The organism is Vibrio alginolyticus NBRC 15630 = ATCC 17749 (assembly GCF_000354175.2).
GTDB classification, from domain to species: Bacteria; Pseudomonadota; Gammaproteobacteria; order Enterobacterales; family Vibrionaceae; genus Vibrio; species Vibrio alginolyticus.
In genome coordinates this window covers 806,590-828,876 of sequence record NC_022359.1, presented here as the reverse complement: position 1 = coordinate 828,876, position 22,287 = coordinate 806,590, and the positions used below count along the sequence as shown (strand labels likewise).

Sequence of the window (22,287 nt, the reverse complement as noted above, 5' to 3'; positions counted from 1 at the left end):
GTCGCTTGCTACAGCAGTCAAACTTTGCAGCAAAACGTAAATATGCACCACAAAGCACAAGTAGTTCTTTGTTAATTAGAGTAGGATATCTACGACGTCATAAATCTAGGAGGTATTATGAAAATCATCATCTTACATGGTCTTTATATGCATGGGCTGGTCATGCAGCCTCTTAGCCAAAAGCTGAGAAAACTCGGATACGAAACGCAAGTACTCAGCTATAACACTGTTGCTATCGATGAGTCTTCACTGTTTGATTCTATTGATCACTCGCTTAATCCACTGACCACAAACGTGCTCGTGGGACACAGCTTGGGAGGCTTGATGATTAAGCGCTATCTCGCCAACAGAAAACCGAGTACTAACTTAATCTCTCATGTTGTCGCTATCGGTTCGCCTCTTAAAGGCGCGTCCATTGTAGGTCGAATTCAAGATCTCGGATTGGGTGCAATTTTAGGCAATTCGCCACACCACGGATTAAACAAACATGATGACGCCTGGGATTTCCCTCAAAAACTCGGCAGTATCGCAGGAACGATGCCGATTGGCGCTCGCCCATTGTTGATCCGTAATGACAACACCATGTCGGACGGTACCGTTACCGTAGAAGAGACAAGACTGGACGGTATGCAAGATCATATCGAAGTGAAGCAAACGCATACAAGCCTGATTTACAACACCTTCGTGCCGCAGCAGATTGATCACTTTATTCGCACAGATTATTTCCGTCGATAGCACACTTTTCCATCATACAGATGGAATCGACTTTCCAAGCTATTCAGTTCGCAGTACTATCCTAGCTCCACTTCTTCACAACTTGGATGAAGTGGTGCATTTTTAATTGTTCTCAGGGCGGGGCGAAATTCCCCACCGGCGGTATACTTTTTCAAGTGAGCCCGCGAGCGCTCGATTCGTCGAGGTCAGCAGATCTGGTGAGATGCCAGAGCCGACGGTTATAGTCCGGATGAAAGAGAATAAGAATACACCAGCATAGCGAGTCAGATCGCTAAGAATGCTGGTGCACTTCTTTTTGATCGTATTTTACGGCGATCTCTCATACCGCCCTGATTCTGGTGAAATTTAGGAGTTAACCATGAATCAGTCATCACTACTTGCCGAATTCGGCGACCCAATTACTCGCGTTGAAAACGCACTTATCGCTTTAAAAGAAGGCCGTGGCGTACTGCTTCTTGATGATGAAGATCGCGAAAACGAAGGCGATATCATTTATTCAGTCGAGCACCTCACTAACGAGCAAATGGCATTGATGATCCGCGAATGTAGCGGCATCGTTTGTTTGTGCTTAACAGATGCTCAAGCAGACAAACTGGAGCTGCCTCCAATGGTGGTAAACAACAACAGCGCAAACCAAACCGCATTTACGGTTTCTATTGAAGCGAAAGTTGGTGTAACAACGGGTGTTTCAGCAGCAGACCGCGTAACGACCATTAAAACGGCGGCAAACCCGCACGCAAAACCGGAAGATCTTGCTCGCCCGGGTCACGTATTCCCTCTGCGCGCACGTCCAGGTGGTGTAATGACTCGCCGTGGTCACACAGAAGGTACGATTGATCTGATGCAAATGGCAGGGCTTCAACCCGCTGGCGTACTGTGTGAAGTGACCAATCCAGATGGCACGATGGCAAAGGCACCGGAGATCGTAGCATTCGGTCGCCTGCACAACATGCCGGTACTGACGATTGAAGACATGGTAATGTACCTGAACCAGTTCGAGTTGAAACTGGCATAGTCAGATCTCAGCTCTTGAAAAAGCCGCGCATTTGTGCGGCTTTTTTGATCGATCCTCTTTGCACTTAAGTAGTTATACTTATTGAAAACAAGGGGAACAACACCATGAAAGGATTACTGAACTTCGCCGCTCTCGTTAGCTTTCTCTCCATGAATTCGCTTGCTCTTGCATCTGAGTGCCCTGATATTCTTCAAGGTAAGCAAAGGTTGTTAAACTCAACGGAAGAAGTCGATCTATGCGAAAGCTTTAAGGGAAAGACACTACTAATCGTCAATACAGCAAGCCAGTGCGGCTTCACTCCTCAGTTCGAACAGTTAGAAACCCTCTATCAAACTTACAAAGACCAAAACTTCACCGTTATCGGTTTCCCGAGCAATGACTTTCGACAAGATAGAGGAAGCGAAACGAACACTGCGAAAGTCTGTTATCTCGATTACGGGGTAACCTTTCCAATGATGGCTCGCTCTTCAGTATTAGGTGTAGATGCGAACCCAGTCTTCAACCAAATTACCAACCAAGCAGGCATAAAACCAAAATGGAACTTCTACAAGTTTCTGATTAGCTCTGAAGGTAAAGTTATTGCTACTTTTCCAAGCTCCACATCACCGACAAGTACTACGCTTACCAATATGATAGAGCAACAATTGTAAGGTGACGACCATGACAACACGCTCAACCATGCTACAACTCGGTTACTTAGGCCTGGTTCCATTTGTGTTTAGTTTAGGGCTGATTTTCACTGACATCTCACTCTTCAATTTAAGTGGTCAGCAATTTTTCATCGCATATAGCGCCGTTATATTAAGTTTTTTATCTGGCATCCTTTGGGGTAATGGCATTGAGCATTACTACCACCGCCTTAGCCGAAATGTATTAATTCTCAGCAACCTTTTTGTCTTACTGGCTTGGGGCGCATTACTGCAGGGCCACAAACATTACGCGGTCGCTACCCTACTCTTAGCAATTGGGTATCTTGCTGTTTGGTATGCAGAAAAGCTCGTGAGGAAAGTCGAACAAGACGCCGAGCCCAAGGGATATCAAGGAATGAGGAGCAAACTGACCTTCGGCGTAATCGTAATGCACGGATTGGCTTTAGTTTCATAACCTGGTCTGTCCAGTACTAAGATCACAAAAAAACGTCTTTTTATAAAACAATGTTCATTTCGTGAATGCACACATATTTTGAACACTGTTTTGTTTCATTTATGAATCAATCCACATATAAGTAATTCAAAGCATTCACAAAGGATATGAATATGTTTTTTCGCAAACTTTTGTTTAGCACTGCGATGATCAACGCAACGACAGGTTGCGTGTCTTACCAGGCACAACAAGCCGCCGCTCAAACAGTAAATAATACAGGCACTGTGCTTACCAATGTGATTAAAACCACGATTGCTCAGCCATGTAATGTTGCAATCACTGCTGCTAGCTTGTTTTATCCGCATGCCATATTTATGACTAGTGTTCCGACTCAAGCATGTACAAGCGTTCTTAGATAATACGAAAGTGATAAGCATAAAAAATGGCGACTCTACCGTCGCCATTTTTAAGCTTCAATGCTATTTATAGTTACAGAGTCAATAAGTAATTAACTAATTGATTGTACTCGTCGTAAGTACGAATTTCGTTGGCCAAAACAATGTATTTATTGTTCACAACCACACCCGGAACCCCTCTCAACGTGCTAGCAGAGAATTGCTTATCAAAACCTTTCTGCATTGAGTTTACGGCGAAACTATTGTACGCCGCATCAAACTTCTTACCTTCGACGCCATTATCAACGAACAGCTGTTTCAGCTCAGCTTCGTCTTTTGGCGCTTGTCGCTTTTGATGAATTTGGGCAAACATGGCAGGAATCATTGTATCTTCAACTCCTAGCGACACCATCGTCGCGTAGGACTTGGCCATCGGAATCGCCATATCTCCGCCCATGAAGCCCACATGCACCTTTTCAAACTTTGCCTCTTTTGGCAGAGCAGGTTTTAAACGCTCAATAAGCGACTCAAACTTGTAGCAATGTGGGCAATAAAAAGAAAAGAATTCCGTCACAACAGGTTTCGATGCTTTCTTAACATCCAGAACTTTGTAGTGCTTCCCTTCTTCAAATTGCGCTGCATGAGCGGTAAAAGTCAGTAAAAGTGCACTACATAAGGCAAGTAGTTTTTTCATTGTTTATTTCCTTGTGGCATTCAAATGCCAAATCATTTCATTTGGTAAAAAGGGGTAAACCCCAAGTAATTTGAGATGAGGAATTAAACAATCGGAGGACGATAAAGCTTGGTGATCACAGTCACTACTTTTTCGACTAGAGGCCTATCAATCAATGCAAGGCTATAAGGAAGAAGCAGTAAGTCGTTTTGAGATAAGTTGGCGGGAATTTTGACCATGCAGGAAGAGCTACAACTCGTGTGAGATTGTTGTGCCTTATTGATGGCTGACTCATCGTGATGTGATTCTACGCAGTCGTCATTGACGCCAAGTTGTTTGTGCAGAGCAGCCTGTTGAACAATAAGATCGCGTACTTCAATTGTTTTCATCGGAGCGGAAGCCTGCGCCACAGGAGCGACACTACTCAAAAGCATAGCAACTAAGCAAACTATCGCAGTCAACAATGTACGGTTAAACTTCAACATAGCTACATCAAGGAAAATGGTGATTTAAGATAATACATGATAACGGTTTGACTTCAAGATACGGACTCTCGGCTCGCTAACAAACTCTGTTCTTTGACTATTTTAGGCTAGTGAATTTTCTCTCTAACGCTCCCTCAGTACACGAAACCAGCACAACGAGCTATTCACCGTTCGGATACTCCCCTCATCAGATACCAGCAACAATTCGATAAAACTTGAAATCATTATGAAACACGAGTAATAGTTAGAACGGTTTTTGTACGAACAAGGAAAGATCAATGCTTAAAAAAAGATTCTTTAAGACAAAAGATGAAGTCGAAGTCACGTTCGAGCTAGATAAAGATCAGTGGGACTCTGTCCAAATTGCTGGAGACTTCAACAACTGGCAGCCAGAGCCGATGAAATTAGTGAAGAAAAGTCGTCAGTTTAAATTTAAAACCCGCTTACCTAAAGCGCGGAATGTTCAGTTCCGTTACTTGCTCGATGACTCGAAGTGGGAAAATGACCCACAAGCTGATGCTTACGTTCCAAATGCATTTGGCAGCGACAACAGCGTCGTATGTACCACCGAATAAGCGGTAATTTCGCTTTAAGATTCCATACCTAGGCGCAAACGTTGCGCCTTTTTGCATCTCTCGAAATGTGATTGGTGATTAGATTTAAATCATTAATTGGCAATTTTATCCAATTAACTCATCCGATAACCTTATTCTGAGAAAGCTTTATTTGAAATAATTCGTAAATTTGTTTAAGTTCCATTGATATTAAATATTGTATACATCACTTAAATGAACGCACAACAAATCAAACCATCTCTAATCATTGTGGAAGACGATCCCAAATTACAAACTATGTTGGGTGAGTATTTTGTTGAACAAGGTTTTCAGGTCAAATGTATCGACAATGGGACGGACGCACCCAATGCGATTATTGACACACAACCAGACGTGGTGCTGTTAGATTTGATGCTACCCGGGCAAGATGGTCTGAGTGTATGTCGTCAAATCCGAGAATGCTACAAAGGCAAAGTGTTGATGCTAACAGCAAGTGATGATGACTTCGATCATGTCGCCGCATTAGAAATAGGCGCAGATGACTTTGTTACTAAACCCATCAAACCTCGCGTATTGCTGGCTCGTATTCGCATGCTATTAAGAAGAAAAGAGGCGGCGCCTACCGAGTCCGAAAACGGCCTACAAATTGGTGTTCTGTGTTTAAACCGATTGCGTAAATCGTGCGTAATGAATCAAGAAGAAATTGCGCTGACAGACGGCGAGTTCGATTTGTTGTGGGTTCTTGCAACGCATGCTGAAAAAACACTATCACGCGAGTGGCTGACCAAAACACTGCGTGGTATTGAATACGATGGAACAGACCGCACCATTGATAATCGCATAGTGACACTGAGAAAGAAGCTAGGCGATGCTTCTTGCTCACCACAAAAAATCATTACCGTTCGCGGCAAAGGCTACCTATTTATGCCTGATGCATGGAATGAATAATGAGACGGATTTATCTGGAAAGCTTTGTTGGCCTTATCATTCTGTTTATGGCTAGCTTGTGGGGATACGAATTCTTAGTTTATGAGATCAACACAGATTATGACTACCTATTACAAGAGCATGAGGGTCAAGCTTTTCACGATCTGATCTACCCTATCTATAAAGAACACGGATTAGAATATACTCAACAACAGTTGGAACAATTTGCCACATCAAGCCATCGTTTGTTGGTGCCTCATACGCTTGAAGAGCTTCCAACAGACATCAAAAAGGCGTTTGAAAGTGATACCTCCGTTAACGTCGCTTACGATGAAGAAAGGGATATCTGGTTCCGCCTAGATGCGAGCACGCCTATCTTTAAAATGAGCGATAATCCGAATAGTCCTGTGGTTAAAGCAGCCAACTTTGATGACAATATCGTTTGGTTGTTCTTTTTAGCTGGATTTGCTCTGTATTGCATATTGTTGATCTGGTTCTTAAGCCGTCGGATTCGAGAGCTAGAGAGAGTGACCGTTGAGTTTGCCTCAGGTAACTTCAAGGCTCGAGCTAGTACCTCAAGCGCTAAGTCTGTTGGGACGTTAAACAAAAGCTTTAACACGATGGCCGATAAAGTATCTCGCTTGATCACTAGCAATAAAATGCTAACTAACGCCGTTGCACATGAATTGCGTACCCCAATCTTCCGCTTACAATGGCAAGCAGATTTGTTATCGGATTCAACCTTAACTGAACAACAGAAAAAGTATGTTTACAGTATCGTCGAAGACATTGACGAGATGGAAGAAATGGTTGAAGAATTGCTTTACTACGCAAAGATGGAGCGTCCTGACACAGCATTACAAACTCAAGAAGAAGTCGTCCTATTCAACTTAGTCAAAGAATTACGACAGAGATGGCAAAAAGAGACTACGCTCGGTATTTCGCTTCAAGAAGTAAACTCAGAAAACGTTCTCGCGTTTGCTGACCCAAAATTGTTAAAGCGAGCCTTAGATAACTTGCTGCGCAATGCAATGCGGTACGCGGATAAGCAGATTTTAGTAGAGATAAAACACGATCAGCACCGCTGCTTCATCAATGTTCATGATGATGGCATAGGTATTGAAGAAAAGCATTGGCCTCATCTATTCGAACCATTTTACAGCGCGGATGAATCTCGCAACAAAAAGACGAGCGGGTTTGGGCTCGGTTTGGCGATTGTCAGACAGATAATGGAGCTTCAACGTGGAGAAGTTTCGATTTGCCATAGCCCTCTTGGAGGAGCTTGCTTCACACTTAGCCTCAAAAAATCAGACAGTTAACTTATCCTTCCTACCCCATTTACAGAAGACGACACTTCAATACACTCAAGCGACAGAGCCCAACAATAAAACAGTGTACATTTAATCCATAAGATTCACACACTAAATGGATAGTACTCATGTATAAATCTTTTATCCTGATTATGGCGCTTACTTCTACGCTTACAGCTTGCGCCTACAACCAAAAACCTGTCGTCGACATGACCAATGTTGACCCTAGTACATATGAACAAGACTTTCTTTACTGCCAAGGCTATGCAGAAAATGTCGACAAATCAGAGGCAGCGAAATCTGAAGCCACTAATGGGGCAGTTACAGGCGCATTGATCGGCGCAGCTGCTGGTGCGCTAGAAGACGGATTAGGTGGAGCGGCTGTCGGTGCTGCTGCCGGCGGTGCTGTAGGAGCTGGAGCTGGTGCTTTGAGTGGAACAAATGATTCAACCAAAACTCAATCTCTCGTATTGCGTAAATGCCTCCAGCACAAAGGCTATACCGTCTACGATCTTGATTAAATAAGCACTTTTCTTAAATTATCGCGCGATGGATTCTATTCACAAATGTTTCACGCTGTAACGATTAATCTCGTTACCTCTCTGGGATATGTGTTCCATCCCAATGCTTAAATAGTAAGGTCATATTTTGAAGCCAGGTAAAACAGGTATACGCCGTGTCATGGATGCGACCGGCTATTCATTTCAAGGATTGAAAGCCGCATGGACACACGAAGCCGCTTTTAGACAAGAATTGATTCTCGCCTTGGTGCTTTCCGTCTGTGCTTTTTTCCTTCCTGTCACCACATACGAAAGAGTGCTGATGATCAGTAGCCTGTTCTTGGTATTGATCGTCGAACTCATTAATTCCGCCGTAGAAGCGGTTGTCGACCGTGTTAGCGATGACTGGCACGAGCTCAGTGGTAGAGCCAAAGATATTGGCTCAGCAGCAGTATTTGTTGCGTTAACTCTTGCCCTTTTTATTTGGGCTTCGTTCTTGCTCTAATTTTTATTCAAGACACTCATTATGAAGACACATGATTTACAACAGAGAGGTATCTCTTACGTTACCTTTACTTTCCTGTTGGCGCTGTATTTCGCTCTCGTCGTAAATATCCCTATTTATAAAGAACTGATCGGCATCTTTACACACTTAGATAATGTCAAGATTGGATTTATTATCACAATACCAATTTTCTTTCTTGCCGCGCTCAATTTCCTTTTTAATTTATTTAGTTGGCCTTGGATCGGCAAGCCGTTCTTTATAATTTTAATCATTGTTTCAAGTATGGTGAGCTACGCAAGCTATAACTATGGCACACTTTTCGATTCTGGAATGATTGCCAATATTGTTGAAACCGATTCGAGCGAGGCGAGTTCTTACCTGAGTGCTCACTCTGTAATTTGGACGCTGATTATGGGAGTTATCCCAGCGATAATTGTCTTTAAGGTCAAGCTGCAATCTCAACGTCACCAATTACTGTACTTCTCTGTTACCAAATTAGTATCGATGCTGTCGTCGCTAGCTGTCATCGCCGTCATTGCCAGCGTGTACTATCAAGACTACGCATCTGTAGGGCGCAACAATAGCCACCTAAAAAAAATCATCATACCCACCCAGTTCGTTTACAGCGCGACCGGGTATGTGAAGGAAAAATATTTCACCACGCCAGAGCCATATCGAGAAATCGGCACAGATGCAAAGCAGTCAAATAGCGCCGTACAGCAAGCACAGAGCAAACCAACACTACTGGTTTTTGTCGTAGGAGAAACCGCTCGAACTCAGAACTACCAACTCAATGGCTATACACGAGAGACAAACCCTTATACTAGTAAACTGGATGTTATCTCATTTCAAGACGTCGCGTCTTGTGGCACCGCGACTGCTGTATCTGTGCCTTGTATGTTTTCACAGCTCACGCGAAACGAGTTTGAACGCGCCAGAGCGGATAACCAGGACAATGCTCTCGATATAATGCAGCGCGCCGGGGTTGACCTCATTTGGAAAGAAAATGACGGTGGGGATAAAGAAGTAGCCCACAAGATCAAGAAAATCGAAGTGGATCGAAAGCAAGTAAGCCCTATGTGTAATGGCCAAACTTGTTACGACATGGCGCTATTAGATCATTTTGATCAGGAAGTCGCGGATATGCACGGTAACCGAGTGGTCGCCATGCACCTTATAGGAAGCCACGGTCCGACCTACTTTCAGCGTTACCCAAGAGACAACGCCTTCTTTAAACCAGACTGTCCACGTGCAGATATCGAAAACTGTAGCATCGAACAAATAGTGAACACATATGACAATACAATACGCTACACCGATCTTGTATTGGCAGAAACCATCAAAAAACTTAAAGCGTTAGAGTCTGAGTATAATACCGCGCTAATTTACATATCGGATCACGGTGAGTCACTAGGCGAAAACGGATTGTTCTTACATGGTATGCCTTATGGCCTTGCACCAGATTTCCAAAAACGCGTTCCTTTGATTATGTGGCTGTCTTCGGGCTTTAAACAAGCGAAGCAGATCAATACCGACTGTTTGTATATACAAGCACAGAATGCAGGCCAATACTCACATGATAACGTGTTCCACTCTTTATTAGGCATTATGGATGTACAAACTCAAGCCTACGATAGCAAGTTAGATATATTCAAAGCCTGCCGAGCCGTTTCCTAAATCATTCAATAAAGCCTGGCTCAAAGTGTGAATCAGGCTTTTTCTAACAAGGTATTTAAACTCATCGCCGAGCCAAGCGTTATACTGACAGTCCGCGATCCATACATCGAGATAAGGACTAGGATGAAAATTGGTATTATTGGTCTAGGGGATATCGCTCAGAAAGCATATCTTCCTGTTATCACTCAGCTTCCAAATATCGAACTTGTATTTTGTACCCGCAACCCAAACACACTTGAGAGCCTAGCTAGGCAGTATCGAATCTCAGAGATCTGCCAAGACTACCAGCAACTTCTGCACTTTGGCGTCGATGCCGTCATGATTCATGCGGCAACAAGCGTACACCCTCAAATAGCGGCATTTTTTCTGCAGCATGGAATTCCAACCTTTGTCGACAAACCATTAGCGAATAGTGCTGATGACGTGGAAAAGCTGTACGACATTGCCGAAAAAGAGAGACAGCCACTCTATGTGGGCTTTAACCGTCGTCACATTCCACTTTACAACCAACATATGCCACAAGTGCAGCAAGGCAACATATCTGACTTAAAGTCGCTACGCTGGGAAAAGAACCGTCACCAACTACCGGGGGATGTTCGTACCTTTATATTTGATGATTTTATTCACCCATTAGACAGCGTTAACGTCACAGCCAAAGCCGATCTAAAAGATGCTTATGTAACTCATCAACTTGAAGGTGGTCAGTTGGCGCGTTTAGATATTCAGTGGCAACATGGAAATACTTTGCTCCACGCCTCGATGAATCGCCACTTCGGTATCACTACAGAGCGCGTTCAAGCTTGTTATGCAAACAAGGCAGTTGAGTTCGACTCCTTCGTTGAAGGCAAACTATGGCAAGCTAACCAAGAGCAAAAAATCAATTTGAAAGACTGGACGCCAATGCTGACGAGTAAAGGTTTCCATTCGATGTTGCTCGATTGGTTTGGCGTCGTTGAGTCTGGAAATATTGCTGATGAAGTAGTAACACGCAACATTGCCAGCCATCGATTGGCAGAGCAAATTTGTCAATATCTCGAGAAAGTTGTCTCTAGATAATGCGATTCTTGGCTATATGCTTGATTGAGTATTACGCTTTATACTAAAAAGACTTGCATTAAGGAAGGCATTCATTCTCTGTTAAGACTACGGCGATTATTCTATCAATCAGGTGAATGAGGGCACAAAAGCACACATTGACAAAACAGACGGTTTAGATTTGTTTTACGGTGCTCTCAGGTATCTGAATCATCACATTCAAGAATAAAGGAAATAGAATGAGAACACTTGGTAACATCATTTGGTTTGTATTTGGTGGCGTATTTATGGGGTTGCTATGGTGGTTTTTTGGTATTTTGGCCTTTATTAGCATCATCGGAATACCTTGGGGGCGTGCGTGTATCGTTATGGGTAATTTTTCCTTTTTCCCATTCGGTAAAGAGGCCATCTCACGCGATGAATTGACCAATGAAATGGACATTGGCACGAGTCCGCTCGGCGTTATTGGTAACGTCCTTTGGTTTGTATTTGCAGGCCTTTGGTTAGCTATCGGTCACGTACTTTCTGCAGCAGCATGCTTTGTCACCATAATCGGCATTCCGTTTGCGCTCCAACACCTCAAACTAGCGGTTATTTCACTCGCACCAATTGGTAAAACGGTTGTATCGTCTGAAGAAGCTGCAATGGCTCGATATAACATCAATCGTTAGCGATCGGCTAATGCACTTTCTATCCTCTGGGCAGTCATGCTCAGAGGGTAACGCCCGTCAAAAGTAAGCCTATAATCGCTATCGCATATTCAATAATGGCTGATTGTATATTCATACCGTCACCTTTACGTTGAAGTTTATCCTAGCTCAGCACTGCTTTACTTTTATAATTAATACACCCAAGTGAGTTCAAGATGCTAGACTCATAGCGTCGTCACTGACTCAAACTCCAAGAACGACGTAACGAAAAAGCGAGCTATCCTATGCTCGAAATATGGGTTCTTTCCCCCTCGAAGTAGAGTTCAACAACAAAAAGACGAACTATAATCATAGCCAAGATTAATACTTTTCGACCTAAAATATCTCACATCAATCAAAGAAAGCTTCTAAGATTTTCTCTTTTTGAGTAAATATAGAGAGTTACAGTAGCGAGATTCTTCTCGGTAAAACTCCCCACTCAATCTCATGATCAGTTTTTTTAAAAAACAACAAAAATTCGTTGTTATCTAGAGTAATTATTTTATTTGTCGCAGAGCAATTCCATCAATATTATTTGCGACATCGGAGCACTAGAGCATTGAACTTTTTAGCATTTATCACAGGAATAGAACGTAAAAAACCTTTTATTACTTATTTTTCTTTTTTACATATGTTCTAACTCAACGTCTGTTCAGACAGGAATATACCGTGGATAAATATCAAACAGCTTATGCTAAACGTCTAGAGAAATTAAATGGGGATCCATCTCCTAAAACAATAGCCCGCCTCTCGGCTTGGGATGCGTTTTTTAACAAGGAGTACGAGCTCCAAGACTTGGAATACCAACTATCGGACGCAGCGCACCAGCACTATGAACAGTCGCATGCGAAGAGCGACATTAGCTTCAAAGAATTCAAACGAGTGTTTTATAATGAATCCATCAAAATTTACAATTTAACTGATGGCGCCTCTATCCAGAAAGTATTCACCCCATTACTTTTGCTTACAACGCTCTGGATAGTGTTTGTATGCCTATTTAACAAGTGATCATCAAACTATTCCAACAACGATCAGTATGGGACTACAGGTATGGCTCTATGTAAGGGGGCTAATTGGCTCGGTCTCCTTCACTAAATTAGCGACTCAATTACCCGCAATTCCATAGGCTAAAAGTGACAAGGGCATCCATTGATGCCCTTTTTATTCAAAGGAACGCAACCTAGACCTTTGGCCCACTTGGGTATAAAACCATTATGCGTTAAGCTGCACGCTATTATCCGATTGATAAAGAGTGGAGCGAAGTGATGGAAAAAGTAGGCTCTCGAGCATTGATTGTCGAAGGTGGAGCCATGCGAGGCATATTTTCATGCGGCATACTCGATCATTTTCTTGCTAGCGAGTTTTCTCCATTTGATAGCTTTTGGGGAGTGTCTGCGGGTGCTAGCAACTTGGCTGCCTACTTAGCTAAAATGCCCGGACGTAACTTAAAAATCTACCTCGATTACAGCTTAAGAAAAGAATTTATCTCTCCATCTCAACTTCTACGTGGTGGTGATATGATGAACTTAGACTGGATGTGGAATGTCACCCTCGAAGAACTTGGCATCGATAAATCTGCGCTCAAAGCCGATTCACGAGCTTTCTTTTTAGGCGTGACGCGTCAAGACAATGGGCAAGCGGAGTACCACCTTCCTGATGTCGACGACTTGGCAGAAACAATGAAAGCCAGCAGCGCACTGCCTGTACTTTACCGAAATGGCGTATCACTGAACGGAATTAGATACGTTGATGGTGGCGTCTCAGACGCACTTCCTGTTGCAGAAGCAATAAAGCGAGGAGCCAAAAAGATTATGGTTTTACGCAGCCAGCCCGCAAGCTATCAAAAGCCAAGAGGAAGATTCAGCGCCCTAACTAGGAGGATGTTGAAAGAAACGCCCGGATTAATTGAACCGATGTTGACACGTGAAGTTCGCTACAATCAGACCTTAGCGCTGATCAACAACCCACCACCTGGTATCGAAATCATTCAAGTGTGTCCTCCTGAAACATTCAAGTTGAAACGGCTGAGTCGATCGCCAGCACCACTGCGTCATGCTTATGAGTTAGGAATTGAAGCAGGAAAGGAAGCCATCATACGATGGAGTCAGAAGTAGAAAAAAGCCACGTGGATTAAACGTGGCTAACGCAAATTCGATGGCAGTGGATTATCGTATTTGCTTCTGGTCGAGCCCAATATTCAGGCTCAAAACTGTTTTAATTTGCTCGCTAACTGAAAAAGCGAGTAGGCAGTCCAAACTAGTAAGTTTCAAACAACCCAGAGTTGTAATCTTGGATGGCTTGTTCTATCTCTTCCATGCTATTCATGACAAAAGGGCCATAATGCACCACGGGTTCATTAATTGGCTCACCAATAAAGATCAGTGCACCACTCTCTTTTTCGGCCTGCAATTCAACCCATTCACCTTTCGATAAAATGGCCATTTCGCCTTGATTGATCTCACGACCTTTTAATTGAATACGACCTTTATAGACATAGAGCATCATGTTGTTGTCTTGATCCGTGTTCAAATTCAAAGCTTGCCCCCCCATCGCTCTCCAATCGGCTACCGTGGCAGCAACACCTGTCTCTGTTAGCGGCCCCTGAATTCGTTCGTTGTTTATAGTCATATGACCCGCAATCAAACGTACAACCCCCGTATTCGGAGTATCAAACTCAGTGATCGTTTCAGGTTGAAAGTCATGATATTGAGCTGGCTGCATCTTATTTTTCGCAGGCTGGTTAATCCAAATTTGGAAACCATGCAATTCGCCTTCCTTCATAATAGGCATTTCGCTATGGATGACGCCTCTTCCTGCCGCCATCCACTGTGCACCACCGGAACGAAGCTCACCAACATTATCCATATGATCACGATGCTGGAAATGACCTTTCAACATATAAGTAAGCGTCTCAATACCGCGGTGCGGATGCGGAGGGAAACCGCCGATATAGTCAGCGCGGTCTTCTGATTTGAGTTCATCCATCATCAAAAATGGAGAAAAGCTAGCATGATTGAAACCCGCTACACGGCGAATTTTCACTCCATCACCATCAGCAGTAGGTTGCGCAGGAATAAGCTGACGAATTTCTCTGAATGTACTCATACTAGTTCTCCTAGTTTATCTTTGTGACCGCTTGCAAGTCGCATGTTCAATCTATGGCTATCGATAAGGTTCTATTTTAGGTTGATGAGCTAAAATTATGAGCCATACTATTCGTTCTACTTATTCAACTTTTTCGAACAATACAATTTATCGAGTTAATAATGAGCACATTTAATTTATCTAAAATAAATGTAGCTATTTTCTAAACAAGGTGTATAGTGTGCCTTGGCTCTTAGAAGAGAGCTGTTAATGCAACATTTAGTTTAAGTTTCCTCTCAGTAAAATCTTGAATCCCCAATTCAGACACCTGCGTACAACTTCCTCTTGATTGAACATTCAATAGCTTAGAAAAGATCCACAAAACAAATCATAATTTTAATGTTTAATTCAAAGGTATTTTTATGTCTAAAGTAACTGGTTCAGTAAAATGGTTTAACGAAACTAAAGGCTTCGGTTTTCTATCTCAAGACAACGGCGGCCAAGATGTATTCGTACACTTTAACGCTATCGTTTCTGACGGTTTCAAAACACTGACTGAAGGTCAGAAAGTAAGCTTCAATGTAGAGCAAGGTAAAAAAGGTCCTCAAGCGACTGAAGTAACTCCTCTATAAGACTGCTTTTCTTGGTGTAGCATGCCCATGCTGCACCAAACCTCTCTCCTTCAAAAATATTCTTTCATCAATCACTCAGCCTAATTTTAGGCATTGCTTTGTGCTATCTAAAATAAACTGAATAGTACTGCTTAATTTATTATTTATAGGAAAAATCATGTCCTCAAAAAGAACTGGCCGTCAAAGGCATTGGTATCAATTACTTAACAAAGAGAAAATCACTAAAAAACAGGAGAATAAATGTTAGAAATTGAATTTAATTTAGAACAACCTCAAACCTCTTGGAACGCTAAAATACATCAATTAAATGGTGATATTTTACGAAGGCACGTATTACCGAAACTTCTTTCTCATAGCTTCATGATCGATTTTGAATATTGTGAGAAAACGCAATCTGGAACTATTCTCTGTGATTCAGGTTCAAAGTTAGGAAGTTTTACTGTTAACTGATTCAGTTTTCATGCATTAATGGATAATGCAACTAATTTGGAAGGTATCCAATGGCTAGAAAAAGTAAGAAGCAGTCAGAAAAAGACAAAAAAGAGTCTGAACAAAACGCGGCGGCGGTAAAGCAGAAAACTCGACGCCGCATAGAAGACATTATGGAACAAAGAGAATTTGATAAGTTATTCGATCTATAAATGCTCTCTAGTGCTTTCTCTGCCTTTATCGTTGTGCAAGGTACCGCCACCTACCTTTGCTCAAACGAATCTCCACTCTTTTAGACTACTCTTCTAATTACACGTGCCTCTCACACGCGCAAAAACAACTGGCTCCTCTATACTCAAGTGACTTGCAAATAGTCGTTTCGCTCACAGGAAAACCCGTGACTAATGACAGTTAGGTTATTTGCGTATAGCCAAAGCGATATTTTTGCGTATAATCCCTCTCGTTTGCTTCGTATAACCCCAATGATATGGTTTGGGGGTCTCTACCAGTTCCCGCAAAGTGCTGATTACGAAGAGTTGAGATCATCGTGGGTCTTACTCTTTGTGATAGCGTTCGATTTATTTCTATCTATACCTATTCTTAGAGTAACTGCATCCACAATACACATAAGGTGGAATATGAACGCATTTATTCAAGGTCTTCCAAAAGTAGAGCTGCACTTACATATCGAAGGTTCACTTGAGCCGGAACTCTTATTCAAATTAGCAAAACGAAACGGCATCGAGATCCCTTACTCTTCTCCGAGTGAACTACGCAGCGCATATCAGTTTACAGACTTACAATCATTTCTCGACCTCTATTACCAAGGAGCGGGAGTTCTGCGTACGGAGCAAGATTTTTACGATCTCACTTGGGAATACTTACTGCACTGTAAAGAAGACAACGTTATTCATACCGAAATCTTTTTTGACCCTCAAACACACACAGAACGCGGCATAGACTTTGACACTGTTATCAATGGAATCGCTCGTGCGCTAAAAGATGGTCACGAAAAACTTGGCATTACCTCGCAAATTATTGCGTGTTTTCTCCGTCACCTTTCAGAAGAGAGCGCCATAGAGACCCTACAGGCTATTCTGAAACACCGTGATAAGATCATTGGTGTTGGACTAGATTCTTCAGAACAAGGTCATCCGCCAGCTAAATTCAAGCGCGTATTTAAACAAGCAGTAGAAGAAGGCTTACTTACCGTTGCTCACGCAGGTGAAGAAGGCCCCGCACAAAATATTAGCGATGCAATTGAAATGCTTTACGTGAGCCGCGTGGATCACGGTGTTCGCTGTGTTGATGATGAAGCATTAGTTGAATCCTTAATCGAAAGCCAAATGCCACTGACAGTGTGTCCGTTATCGAATCTTAAGCTATGTGTATTCGACGATATGAAAGATCACAATATTGTGGATTTGCTACGAAAAGGTGTCGCTGTAACGATTAACTCAGACGATCCTGTGTACTTTGGTGGCTACATGACGGATAACTTTCTGGCCGTCAACAACGCACATCCAATGAGTAAGAGTGAACTTGCCCAATTTACAATGAACGCGATTGATGCCAGCTTTATCGATAACGAGTTAAAGGCGAAATATCGTCACCTTGTTAGCCAATACGTAAACCAGCACGAAGCGTTGCAATAAAGGCATCAGTGCCACGCCTTAGGTCAAACGCGTAGGTATTAAAACCCTACAAAAACTCTGTGGTTAACCGCATTTATAAACGCTAGACTGAGAAAGCTAAACTAGCACACAAAAAGGAATATAATCATGATTCAACAAGGCCAAGCTCTACCAGTTGCAACTCTAAGTGAGTTGACTGCCGATGGTATGGTTAACCACGACGTTACAGAACTGTTTGCGAACAAGAAAGTCGTACTCTTTGCTGTACCTGGCGCATTCACCCCTACCTGTTCAGAAGCTCATCTACCAGGCTATGTGGTATTAGCTGATGAGCTAAAGGCAAAAGGTGTTGATTTAATTGCGTGCGTTTCTGTAAACGATGCATTTGTGATGCAAGCGTGGGGCGAAGCTCAAAACGCTTCTGAGATTCTGATGTTGGGTGATGGCGACGCTAGCTTTACTAAAGCATTAGGTCTTGAAATGGATACAGGCGGCTTTGGTGGTATTCGCTCACAACGTTACGCGATGATCATTGAAAACGGCACAGTGACTAAGCTTAACGTTGAAGAGCCAAAAGAGTTTGAAGCAAGCAAAGCAGAAACGATTTTAGCGGCGCTTTAAGCTTACTCCTAAATACAAAAACGGAAGCCATCGCTTCCGTTTTTTGTTGGCTAACGCATTCTCACAACACTCGTTTGTTGCTTACGCTGCATTTCCGCAAAAGTCAGCACAAACGGGGATGACTGCTTTACACGGCTTGGTAATGAAGAAAGCGCATTGTAGGCATCCTGCTTCGTTTTAAAATCACCAACAGTTACCGTATACCAACGCGTGCCTCGGCTGTTTTTCCAGTTAACCCAAACCGGATGCTTGGGATCGATATAGCGAATATAATCTTTCACATCTTTTTCTTGCTTTAGCGCGAGTACCTGCATCGTGTAATGGTTTGGGTTTAAATAACCATATGCATCCTGAGAGGTCATGACTCCAACACATTGGCCGCTATCGACCTCCTGCTGGTAAGGCATAGCGCAGCCCATGAGCGATAAAATCAATGTCAAAGATAAAATCTTGTGCACGTGTCACTCCATTCTTGTTCTAGTTTCTTTTCTCTCGCACCCAAAAACACAAAACGCTCTTGGTCAGGTAAAAACACACCCTTACAAGAGGGCCTGTGTTTTAACGCAACGAGTATTCCAAAAACGTAAGGCGACCACGTTGGTCGTCTTAGTAAATTGATTTAATAGAACATTAACAAGATAGAGTGATATAGACAGAAGTTCGCTACTGTTTAAAACCAGCTAGCGACCAATTGCTTAAACCAGTCTAAAATTCGCTTGAATAAACTGCCTTCCTCCACGGACTCCAATGCAACGAGCTCGGCTTCATTTACGACCTTACCGTCGACTTTGTAAAGCACTTTACCAACCACTTGTTGCTCAGAAATTGGCGCAACTAAATCACCGTTGTATTCAACTTCCGCTTGCAGATTTTTTACATCTCCTTTTGGCAAAGTGAGATAAACATCGTTAGCTACGCCGACAGTAAGCTCGTCTTTTTCGCCCATCCAAACTCGAGCTTTCGCAAGTTCCGCACCCGCCTCAGTCGGCATTACCGTATCGTAAAAGCGGAAGCCATAACTCAACAGCTGCTTGCTTTCTGATTCACGAACATTCTCACTCTTCGCTCCCATCACTACGGCAATCAAACGCATATCACCTTGTGTTGCAGAAGTCGCTAGACTATAACCCGCGCCGCTTGTATAACCAGTTTTCATGCCATCGACATTCATACTACGATCACGAAGCAAGCCATTACGGTTGTATTGAGTGATGCCATTGTAAGTAAACGAGGTTTCGCTATACAGCGGATAGATATCAGGTAAGTCACGAATAATCGCTTGGCCCAACTTGGCAATATCATAAGGTGTCGAATATAAACCGTCACTGTCTAGGCCGTGAGGGTTGGTGAATGCCGTGTTAGACAATTCAAGCTTGGCGGCCCAACTATTCATCAAACTCACAAACCCTGATTCACTTCCCGCAACATGCTCAGCAATAGCGACACTGGCATCGTTACCAGATTGAACAATCAGACCACGGTATAAGTCAGACAAAGAAACGGAAGTATTGACTTCAATAAACATTTTTGAAGAATCTGGGAAATTTTTTGCCCAAGCATTTCGGCTGATGACAACCTCATCATTCAACGTAATATTGCCTGTATTAATTTCTTGACCAGCTACATAAGCAGTCATCAACTTCGTTAAACTCGCGGGGTTTAAACGTTTGTGGGCATCACGTTCAACCAGTACTTTCCCCGTATGGAAGTCCATCAAAACATAACCACGAGAACTGAGTTCCGGCGCATTTGGCACAACTGAAGGCGCAGCATAAGCCAACGAGGATACAGCAGCGAACCCTGTAATTAACACTGTGTGTAATATAGTACTTTTTCTCATCATGACATCTTATCTTAGTAGCATTTAAGGCTTACAAACGGTACCCGAATGAATTCAAAGCGCGGGATTACCTAGTTAAAAAACGAGTATATTGAAACGGCGCTCAGTTACAGCCACCTTGTTACGATTGGTTACTTTTACTCAATGTTTGTCGAAAATAATGAGAGGTAGGTAGAGCTTTCGTCTTGAAGAATGAAACAGGAGCAAAAATAATTCCGTAACGCTATGTTTTTTTAGAGGGGAGAAAAAGCGCGCAAGCCAATTCAGGGAGTAAGTTGGTATAGGAAAAGTAGTTGAGCTTTTATCCATATCTAAATAGGAAACAACAAAAACAAGCAACAATAAGCCCAGCTAATTATTTACCAAGAAAACATATTGAAAACGCATCATAAAATCGTAATTAATTATCGATAAATTTAAAAACCTAATATTATAATTTATGCAAATTTCATTTATTATTAAACTGGAGAAAAATACAGCTTTCCTTTTTTAAAACTAAGAGACGATTTTTTCGATGTTTTTAGGTTTATCTCATCAGAGAACTTGGTATAACAGTGAGGGATAAGGCATCCGGACTTAGCGCGAAAGGATAACCCACTGTTATTTAAGTTCACACGCTGCTTTTTAATGACTAGAGACTTTAAACTGCGGTTACCTTCGGTTTGTGCGGCTATTCTTTGACGTATCCCAGCCCAGTACGACTCAAACGACGACATCATACATATCCTCTTTCATGATATAAGCATTAATAATTAAACATCGCTAAAAGCTAAGCTTGTCTTAAATAAAAGTACTAGAAATTAATTTTATTTCTTCAAAACAAATCAACCCGCATATTCCACATAAATTTAGTGGTTATGTCAAATATTAATTATCATTAATTTTATTTATAATGGATATAAAATCAGTTTATAATTTTTAAATAATTTAATTATTACAAAGCAGTATGACCAGTCCATATTTAACATGGAAATATGAGCTTTGTTTTGCATCATAATATATAAATACATTAAAGATTCATCTACGAACTAAATGCTCTTCAAGAGGTGATATAAATTAGCATTTCGAGACTAAATGAGAATAAAAATAGCGCACCGTATATGGTGCGCTATAGATTTGATTAAGGTCACTGTATAAGCATAGATAAAACTAAACTCATTTGACGTAGCTAGGCCAAGATTGCTTATGGTTTAAGTTTCAATACTTTATCAATATCTTCTGCGCTGTGGCGCTCAGGTAACTGCTCCCATTCTTCACCCCATGAACGGTTCACAATTCGACCACGTTTTACCGCTTCACGCTCATCAATTACTTTTGCCCAACGCACAACGTTTTTGTAGCTTTCTACGTCTAAGAATTCAGCCGCATCGTAAGCACGACCCAACACAAGGTTGCCGTACCATGGCCATGTTGCGATATCAGCGATGCTGTACTCATCGCCACCTAGGAATTCATTGTTCGCAAGACGCTTGTCTAATACATCTAACTGACGTTTTGCTTCCATTGTAAAGCGGTTGATTGGGTACTCGAACTTCTCTGGTGCGTACGCGTAGAAGTGACCAAAACCACCGCCTAGATATGGCGCAGAACCTTGCAGCCAGAATAACCAGTTCATTACCTCAGCACGCTTAGCGCCTTCTTTTGGTAAGAAATGATCAAACTTCTCTGCTAGATAAAACAAGATGTTGCCAGATTCAAACACGTTCACTGGCTCAGAACCCGAACGGTCAACCAATGCCGGAATTTTAGAGTTTGGGTTAACAGCCACAAAGCCAGAGCCAAACTGGTCGCCATCGCCAATCTTAATCAGGTATGCATCGTATTCTGCTGCCGTTACGCCAGCCGCCAAAAGCTCTTCAAACATGATCGTCACTTTCTGACCATTTGGGGTACCCATTGAGTAAAGTTGGAATGGGTGCTCACCAACTGGAAGCTCTTGCTCATGACGTGCGCCAGAATCCGGACGGTTGATGCTCGCCCACTGACCGCCGTTTTCATTATCGTTTGTCCAAACTTTTGGTGGAATGTATTCGTTAGCCATTGTTTTCCCTTATTGTGTTTGAATGCATCTTCAAACTGACGGGTCTTACGCGCCAGCAAGCATTATTAACATCACCTCTTCGCCAACTGCGATTAGGCATACTCAAGATATTAGGTCGAATTCGCTAAATAAAAGTCCTGCAATCTCTTTTAGTTAGAACCTTTGGTTATGGGATTTTCTTTCACGCTATAAGTAAAAACGTCGCGATAATGTGAACTAGGTTCGAGATGCCAGCGATGAGTAAGCGACACTCGGCGGCGCGCCACTATTTGGGGATTTAGAACAACCGCTAAACTTCAAAGTCACCAAGAATGAAGTTGTTCTGGATACCTTAGTTCAAACAACTTACGTGCGTGATAGGCAGTTAAGTTAGATAGTTAGAAAGAAAAACGCCCTTCACTAAATCAATGAAGGGCGTTTTAA

26 protein-coding genes, 1 pseudogene and 2 riboswitches are annotated in these 22,287 nt (G+C 42.4%); of the genes and pseudogenes, 21 read left to right on the top strand and 6 right to left on the bottom strand.

Going from position 1 to position 22,287, the window contains the following annotated elements; translation table 11 throughout:
- Positions 1-117 precede the first annotated feature (117 nt).
- The 5 genes from N646_RS19120 (at position 118) to N646_RS19100 (ending at position 3,252) form a co-directional block, all read left to right on the top strand.
- Positions 118-735 (top strand): lipase family protein, encoded by a 618-nt coding sequence (locus N646_RS19120; RefSeq protein ID WP_005373653.1) that lies wholly within the window; start codon positions 118-120, stop codon positions 733-735.
- A gap of 104 nt (positions 736-839) precedes the next feature.
- A riboswitch (FMN riboswitch) is annotated at positions 840-980 on the top strand.
- 113 nt (positions 981-1,093) lie between these two features.
- Positions 1,094-1,750: a 3,4-dihydroxy-2-butanone-4-phosphate synthase gene (gene ribB / locus N646_RS19115; protein ID WP_005373655.1), complete on the top strand. Its 657-nt coding sequence runs from the start codon at positions 1,094-1,096 to the stop codon at positions 1,748-1,750.
- Positions 1,751-1,854: 104 nt separating this feature from the next.
- Positions 1,855-2,400, top strand: a complete 546-nt coding sequence (locus N646_RS19110) for a glutathione peroxidase (protein WP_005373657.1) — start codon at positions 1,855-1,857, stop codon at positions 2,398-2,400.
- A gap of 10 nt (positions 2,401-2,410) precedes the next feature.
- A complete protein-coding gene (locus N646_RS19105; protein ID WP_017819861.1) occupies positions 2,411-2,854 on the top strand; it encodes a DUF3429 domain-containing protein in 444 nt (147 codons plus the stop codon).
- 152 nt (positions 2,855-3,006) lie between these two features.
- Positions 3,007-3,252 carry a hypothetical protein gene (locus N646_RS19100; protein WP_017819860.1) on the top strand — a complete coding sequence of 82 codons (246 nt, stop codon included), beginning with the start codon at positions 3,007-3,009 and terminating at the stop codon, positions 3,250-3,252.
- Between the two features lie 70 nt (positions 3,253-3,322).
- On the opposite strand, the gene N646_RS19095 is transcribed toward N646_RS19100, so the two are convergent.
- Both N646_RS19095 and N646_RS19090 read right to left on the bottom strand, forming a co-directional pair.
- Positions 3,323-3,922, bottom strand: a complete 600-nt coding sequence (locus tag N646_RS19095) for a thiol:disulfide interchange protein DsbA/DsbL (protein WP_005373667.1) — start codon at positions 3,920-3,922, stop codon at positions 3,323-3,325.
- Between the two features lie 83 nt (positions 3,923-4,005).
- A complete protein-coding gene (locus tag N646_RS19090) occupies positions 4,006-4,386 on the bottom strand; it encodes a hypothetical protein (protein ID WP_005373669.1) in 381 nt (126 codons plus the stop codon).
- Positions 4,387-4,664: 278 nt separating this feature from the next.
- Here N646_RS19090 and N646_RS19085 point away from each other — a divergent pair, with 278 nt between their 5' ends.
- The 10 genes from N646_RS19085 to N646_RS19040 all read left to right on the top strand — a co-directional run bounded on the left by N646_RS19085 (position 4,665) and on the right by N646_RS19040 (position 13,697).
- Complete coding sequence (locus N646_RS19085; protein ID WP_017819859.1) at positions 4,665-4,961, top strand: isoamylase early set domain-containing protein; 297 nt, start codon at positions 4,665-4,667, stop codon at positions 4,959-4,961.
- Positions 4,962-5,174: 213 nt separating this feature from the next.
- Entirely contained in the window at positions 5,175-5,888 is a 714-nt protein-coding gene (locus N646_RS19080; RefSeq protein ID WP_005373673.1) for a response regulator, read from the top strand.
- Positions 5,888-7,186: an ATP-binding protein gene (locus N646_RS19075; RefSeq protein ID WP_017819858.1), complete on the top strand. Its 1,299-nt coding sequence runs from the start codon at positions 5,888-5,890 to the stop codon at positions 7,184-7,186. Before N646_RS19080 ends, N646_RS19075 begins: the two co-directional genes overlap by 1 nt.
- A gap of 119 nt (positions 7,187-7,305) precedes the next feature.
- Positions 7,306-7,698, top strand: coding sequence for a hypothetical protein (locus N646_RS19070; RefSeq protein WP_005385575.1), 393 nt, complete (start codon positions 7,306-7,308; stop codon positions 7,696-7,698).
- 127 nt (positions 7,699-7,825) lie between these two features.
- Positions 7,826-8,182, top strand: a complete 357-nt coding sequence (locus N646_RS19065) for a diacylglycerol kinase (RefSeq protein WP_017635149.1) — start codon at positions 7,826-7,828, stop codon at positions 8,180-8,182.
- Between the two features lie 21 nt (positions 8,183-8,203).
- Complete coding sequence (locus tag N646_RS19060; protein ID WP_017819857.1) at positions 8,204-9,859, top strand: phosphoethanolamine transferase; 1,656 nt, start codon at positions 8,204-8,206, stop codon at positions 9,857-9,859.
- Between the two features lie 123 nt (positions 9,860-9,982).
- Positions 9,983-10,915, top strand: a complete 933-nt coding sequence (locus N646_RS19055; RefSeq protein WP_017819856.1) for a Gfo/Idh/MocA family protein — start codon at positions 9,983-9,985, stop codon at positions 10,913-10,915.
- Between the two features lie 218 nt (positions 10,916-11,133).
- The gene (locus tag N646_RS19050; RefSeq protein ID WP_005373685.1) at positions 11,134-11,565 is read left to right on the top strand and encodes a YccF domain-containing protein; all 432 of its coding nucleotides are present in this window, start codon (positions 11,134-11,136) and stop codon (positions 11,563-11,565) included.
- Positions 11,566-12,252: 687 nt separating this feature from the next.
- A complete protein-coding gene (locus tag N646_RS19045) occupies positions 12,253-12,591 on the top strand; it encodes a hypothetical protein (protein ID WP_017819855.1) in 339 nt (112 codons plus the stop codon).
- Between the two features lie 257 nt (positions 12,592-12,848).
- On the top strand, positions 12,849-13,697 hold the full coding sequence (locus N646_RS19040; protein WP_017819854.1) for a patatin-like phospholipase family protein: 849 nt from the start codon (positions 12,849-12,851) through the stop codon (positions 13,695-13,697).
- A gap of 142 nt (positions 13,698-13,839) precedes the next feature.
- Here N646_RS19040 and N646_RS19035 read toward each other — a convergent pair whose 3' ends face one another.
- Positions 13,840-14,688, bottom strand: coding sequence for a pirin family protein (locus N646_RS19035; RefSeq protein WP_017635146.1), 849 nt, complete (start codon positions 14,686-14,688; stop codon positions 13,840-13,842).
- Between the two features lie 401 nt (positions 14,689-15,089).
- On the opposite strand from N646_RS19035, the gene cspE reads away from it, so the two are divergent.
- From cspE to N646_RS19010, 5 genes are all read left to right on the top strand, one after another.
- On the top strand, positions 15,090-15,299 hold the full coding sequence (gene cspE, locus N646_RS19030; RefSeq protein WP_005373691.1) for a transcription antiterminator/RNA stability regulator CspE: 210 nt from the start codon (positions 15,090-15,092) through the stop codon (positions 15,297-15,299).
- A gap of 240 nt (positions 15,300-15,539) precedes the next feature.
- Positions 15,540-15,749, top strand: coding sequence for a hypothetical protein (locus tag N646_RS19025; RefSeq protein ID WP_005373692.1), 210 nt, complete (start codon positions 15,540-15,542; stop codon positions 15,747-15,749).
- 50 nt (positions 15,750-15,799) lie between these two features.
- Positions 15,800-15,940, top strand: coding sequence for a PA3496 family putative envelope integrity protein (locus N646_RS19020; RefSeq protein WP_017633782.1), 141 nt, complete (start codon positions 15,800-15,802; stop codon positions 15,938-15,940).
- A gap of 237 nt (positions 15,941-16,177) precedes the next feature.
- Positions 16,178-16,277, top strand: a riboswitch (purine riboswitch).
- Positions 16,278-16,366: 89 nt separating this feature from the next.
- Complete coding sequence (locus N646_RS19015) at positions 16,367-17,383, top strand: adenosine deaminase (protein ID WP_017819853.1); 1,017 nt, start codon at positions 16,367-16,369, stop codon at positions 17,381-17,383.
- 126 nt (positions 17,384-17,509) lie between these two features.
- Entirely contained in the window at positions 17,510-17,983 is a 474-nt protein-coding gene (locus N646_RS19010) for a peroxiredoxin (protein WP_005373699.1), read from the top strand.
- 50 nt (positions 17,984-18,033) lie between these two features.
- On the opposite strand, the gene N646_RS19005 is transcribed toward N646_RS19010, so the two are convergent.
- The 3 genes from N646_RS19005 to yghU form a co-directional block, all read right to left on the bottom strand.
- The gene (locus tag N646_RS19005) at positions 18,034-18,441 is read right to left on the bottom strand and encodes an SPOR domain-containing protein (RefSeq protein WP_005373701.1); all 408 of its coding nucleotides are present in this window, start codon (positions 18,439-18,441) and stop codon (positions 18,034-18,036) included.
- 212 nt (positions 18,442-18,653) lie between these two features.
- Positions 18,654-19,823, bottom strand: coding sequence for a D-alanyl-D-alanine carboxypeptidase family protein (locus tag N646_RS19000; protein ID WP_017819852.1), 1,170 nt, complete (start codon positions 19,821-19,823; stop codon positions 18,654-18,656).
- Between the two features lie 1,183 nt (positions 19,824-21,006).
- Entirely contained in the window at positions 21,007-21,864 is an 858-nt protein-coding gene (gene yghU, locus N646_RS18990) for a glutathione-dependent disulfide-bond oxidoreductase (protein WP_005373705.1), read from the bottom strand.
- A 253-nt stretch (positions 21,865-22,117) separates the two neighbouring features.
- Between yghU and N646_RS25090 the strand changes: the two are divergent.
- Positions 22,118-22,237, top strand: a pseudogene (locus tag N646_RS25090) (dihydrofolate reductase family protein); the annotation flags it as partial.
- Positions 22,238-22,287: the final 50 nt, after the last annotated feature.

Bases quoted from the DNA above. Each gene is read 5' to 3' on its own strand.
- ribB (WP_005373655.1), top strand. From the start codon at position 1,094: ATGAATCAGTCATCACTACTTGCCGAATTCGGCGACCCAATTACTCGC.
- N646_RS19085 (WP_017819859.1), top strand. From the start codon at position 4,665: ATGCTTAAAAAAAGATTCTTTAAGACAAAAGATGAAGTCGAAGTCACG.
- N646_RS19080 (WP_005373673.1), top strand. From the start codon at position 5,175: ATGAACGCACAACAAATCAAACCATCTCTAATCATTGTGGAAGACGAT.
- N646_RS19100 (WP_017819860.1), top strand. From the start codon at position 3,007: ATGTTTTTTCGCAAACTTTTGTTTAGCACTGCGATGATCAACGCAACG.
- N646_RS19095 (WP_005373667.1), bottom strand. From the start codon at position 3,922: ATGAAAAAACTACTTGCCTTATGTAGTGCACTTTTACTGACTTTTACC.
- N646_RS19120 (WP_005373653.1), top strand. From the start codon at position 118: ATGAAAATCATCATCTTACATGGTCTTTATATGCATGGGCTGGTCATG.
- yghU (WP_005373705.1), bottom strand. From the start codon at position 21,864: ATGGCTAACGAATACATTCCACCAAAAGTTTGGACAAACGATAATGAA.
- N646_RS19025 (WP_005373692.1), top strand. From the start codon at position 15,540: ATGTTAGAAATTGAATTTAATTTAGAACAACCTCAAACCTCTTGGAAC.
- N646_RS19110 (WP_005373657.1), top strand. From the start codon at position 1,855: ATGAAAGGATTACTGAACTTCGCCGCTCTCGTTAGCTTTCTCTCCATG.
- N646_RS19015 (WP_017819853.1), top strand. From the start codon at position 16,367: ATGAACGCATTTATTCAAGGTCTTCCAAAAGTAGAGCTGCACTTACAT.
- N646_RS19060 (WP_017819857.1), top strand. From the start codon at position 8,204: ATGAAGACACATGATTTACAACAGAGAGGTATCTCTTACGTTACCTTT.
- N646_RS19010 (WP_005373699.1), top strand. From the start codon at position 17,510: ATGATTCAACAAGGCCAAGCTCTACCAGTTGCAACTCTAAGTGAGTTG.
- N646_RS19000 (WP_017819852.1), bottom strand. From the start codon at position 19,823: ATGAGAAAAAGTACTATATTACACACAGTGTTAATTACAGGGTTCGCT.
- N646_RS19020 (WP_017633782.1), top strand. From the start codon at position 15,800: ATGGCTAGAAAAAGTAAGAAGCAGTCAGAAAAAGACAAAAAAGAGTCT.
- N646_RS19090 (WP_005373669.1), bottom strand. From the start codon at position 4,386: ATGTTGAAGTTTAACCGTACATTGTTGACTGCGATAGTTTGCTTAGTT.
- cspE (WP_005373691.1), top strand. From the start codon at position 15,090: ATGTCTAAAGTAACTGGTTCAGTAAAATGGTTTAACGAAACTAAAGGC.
- N646_RS19070 (WP_005385575.1), top strand. From the start codon at position 7,306: ATGTATAAATCTTTTATCCTGATTATGGCGCTTACTTCTACGCTTACA.
- N646_RS19075 (WP_017819858.1), top strand. From the start codon at position 5,888: ATGAGACGGATTTATCTGGAAAGCTTTGTTGGCCTTATCATTCTGTTT.
- N646_RS19035 (WP_017635146.1), bottom strand. From the start codon at position 14,688: ATGAGTACATTCAGAGAAATTCGTCAGCTTATTCCTGCGCAACCTACT.
- N646_RS19055 (WP_017819856.1), top strand. From the start codon at position 9,983: ATGAAAATTGGTATTATTGGTCTAGGGGATATCGCTCAGAAAGCATAT.
- N646_RS19040 (WP_017819854.1), top strand. From the start codon at position 12,849: ATGGAAAAAGTAGGCTCTCGAGCATTGATTGTCGAAGGTGGAGCCATG.
- N646_RS19105 (WP_017819861.1), top strand. From the start codon at position 2,411: ATGACAACACGCTCAACCATGCTACAACTCGGTTACTTAGGCCTGGTT.
- N646_RS19050 (WP_005373685.1), top strand. From the start codon at position 11,134: ATGAGAACACTTGGTAACATCATTTGGTTTGTATTTGGTGGCGTATTT.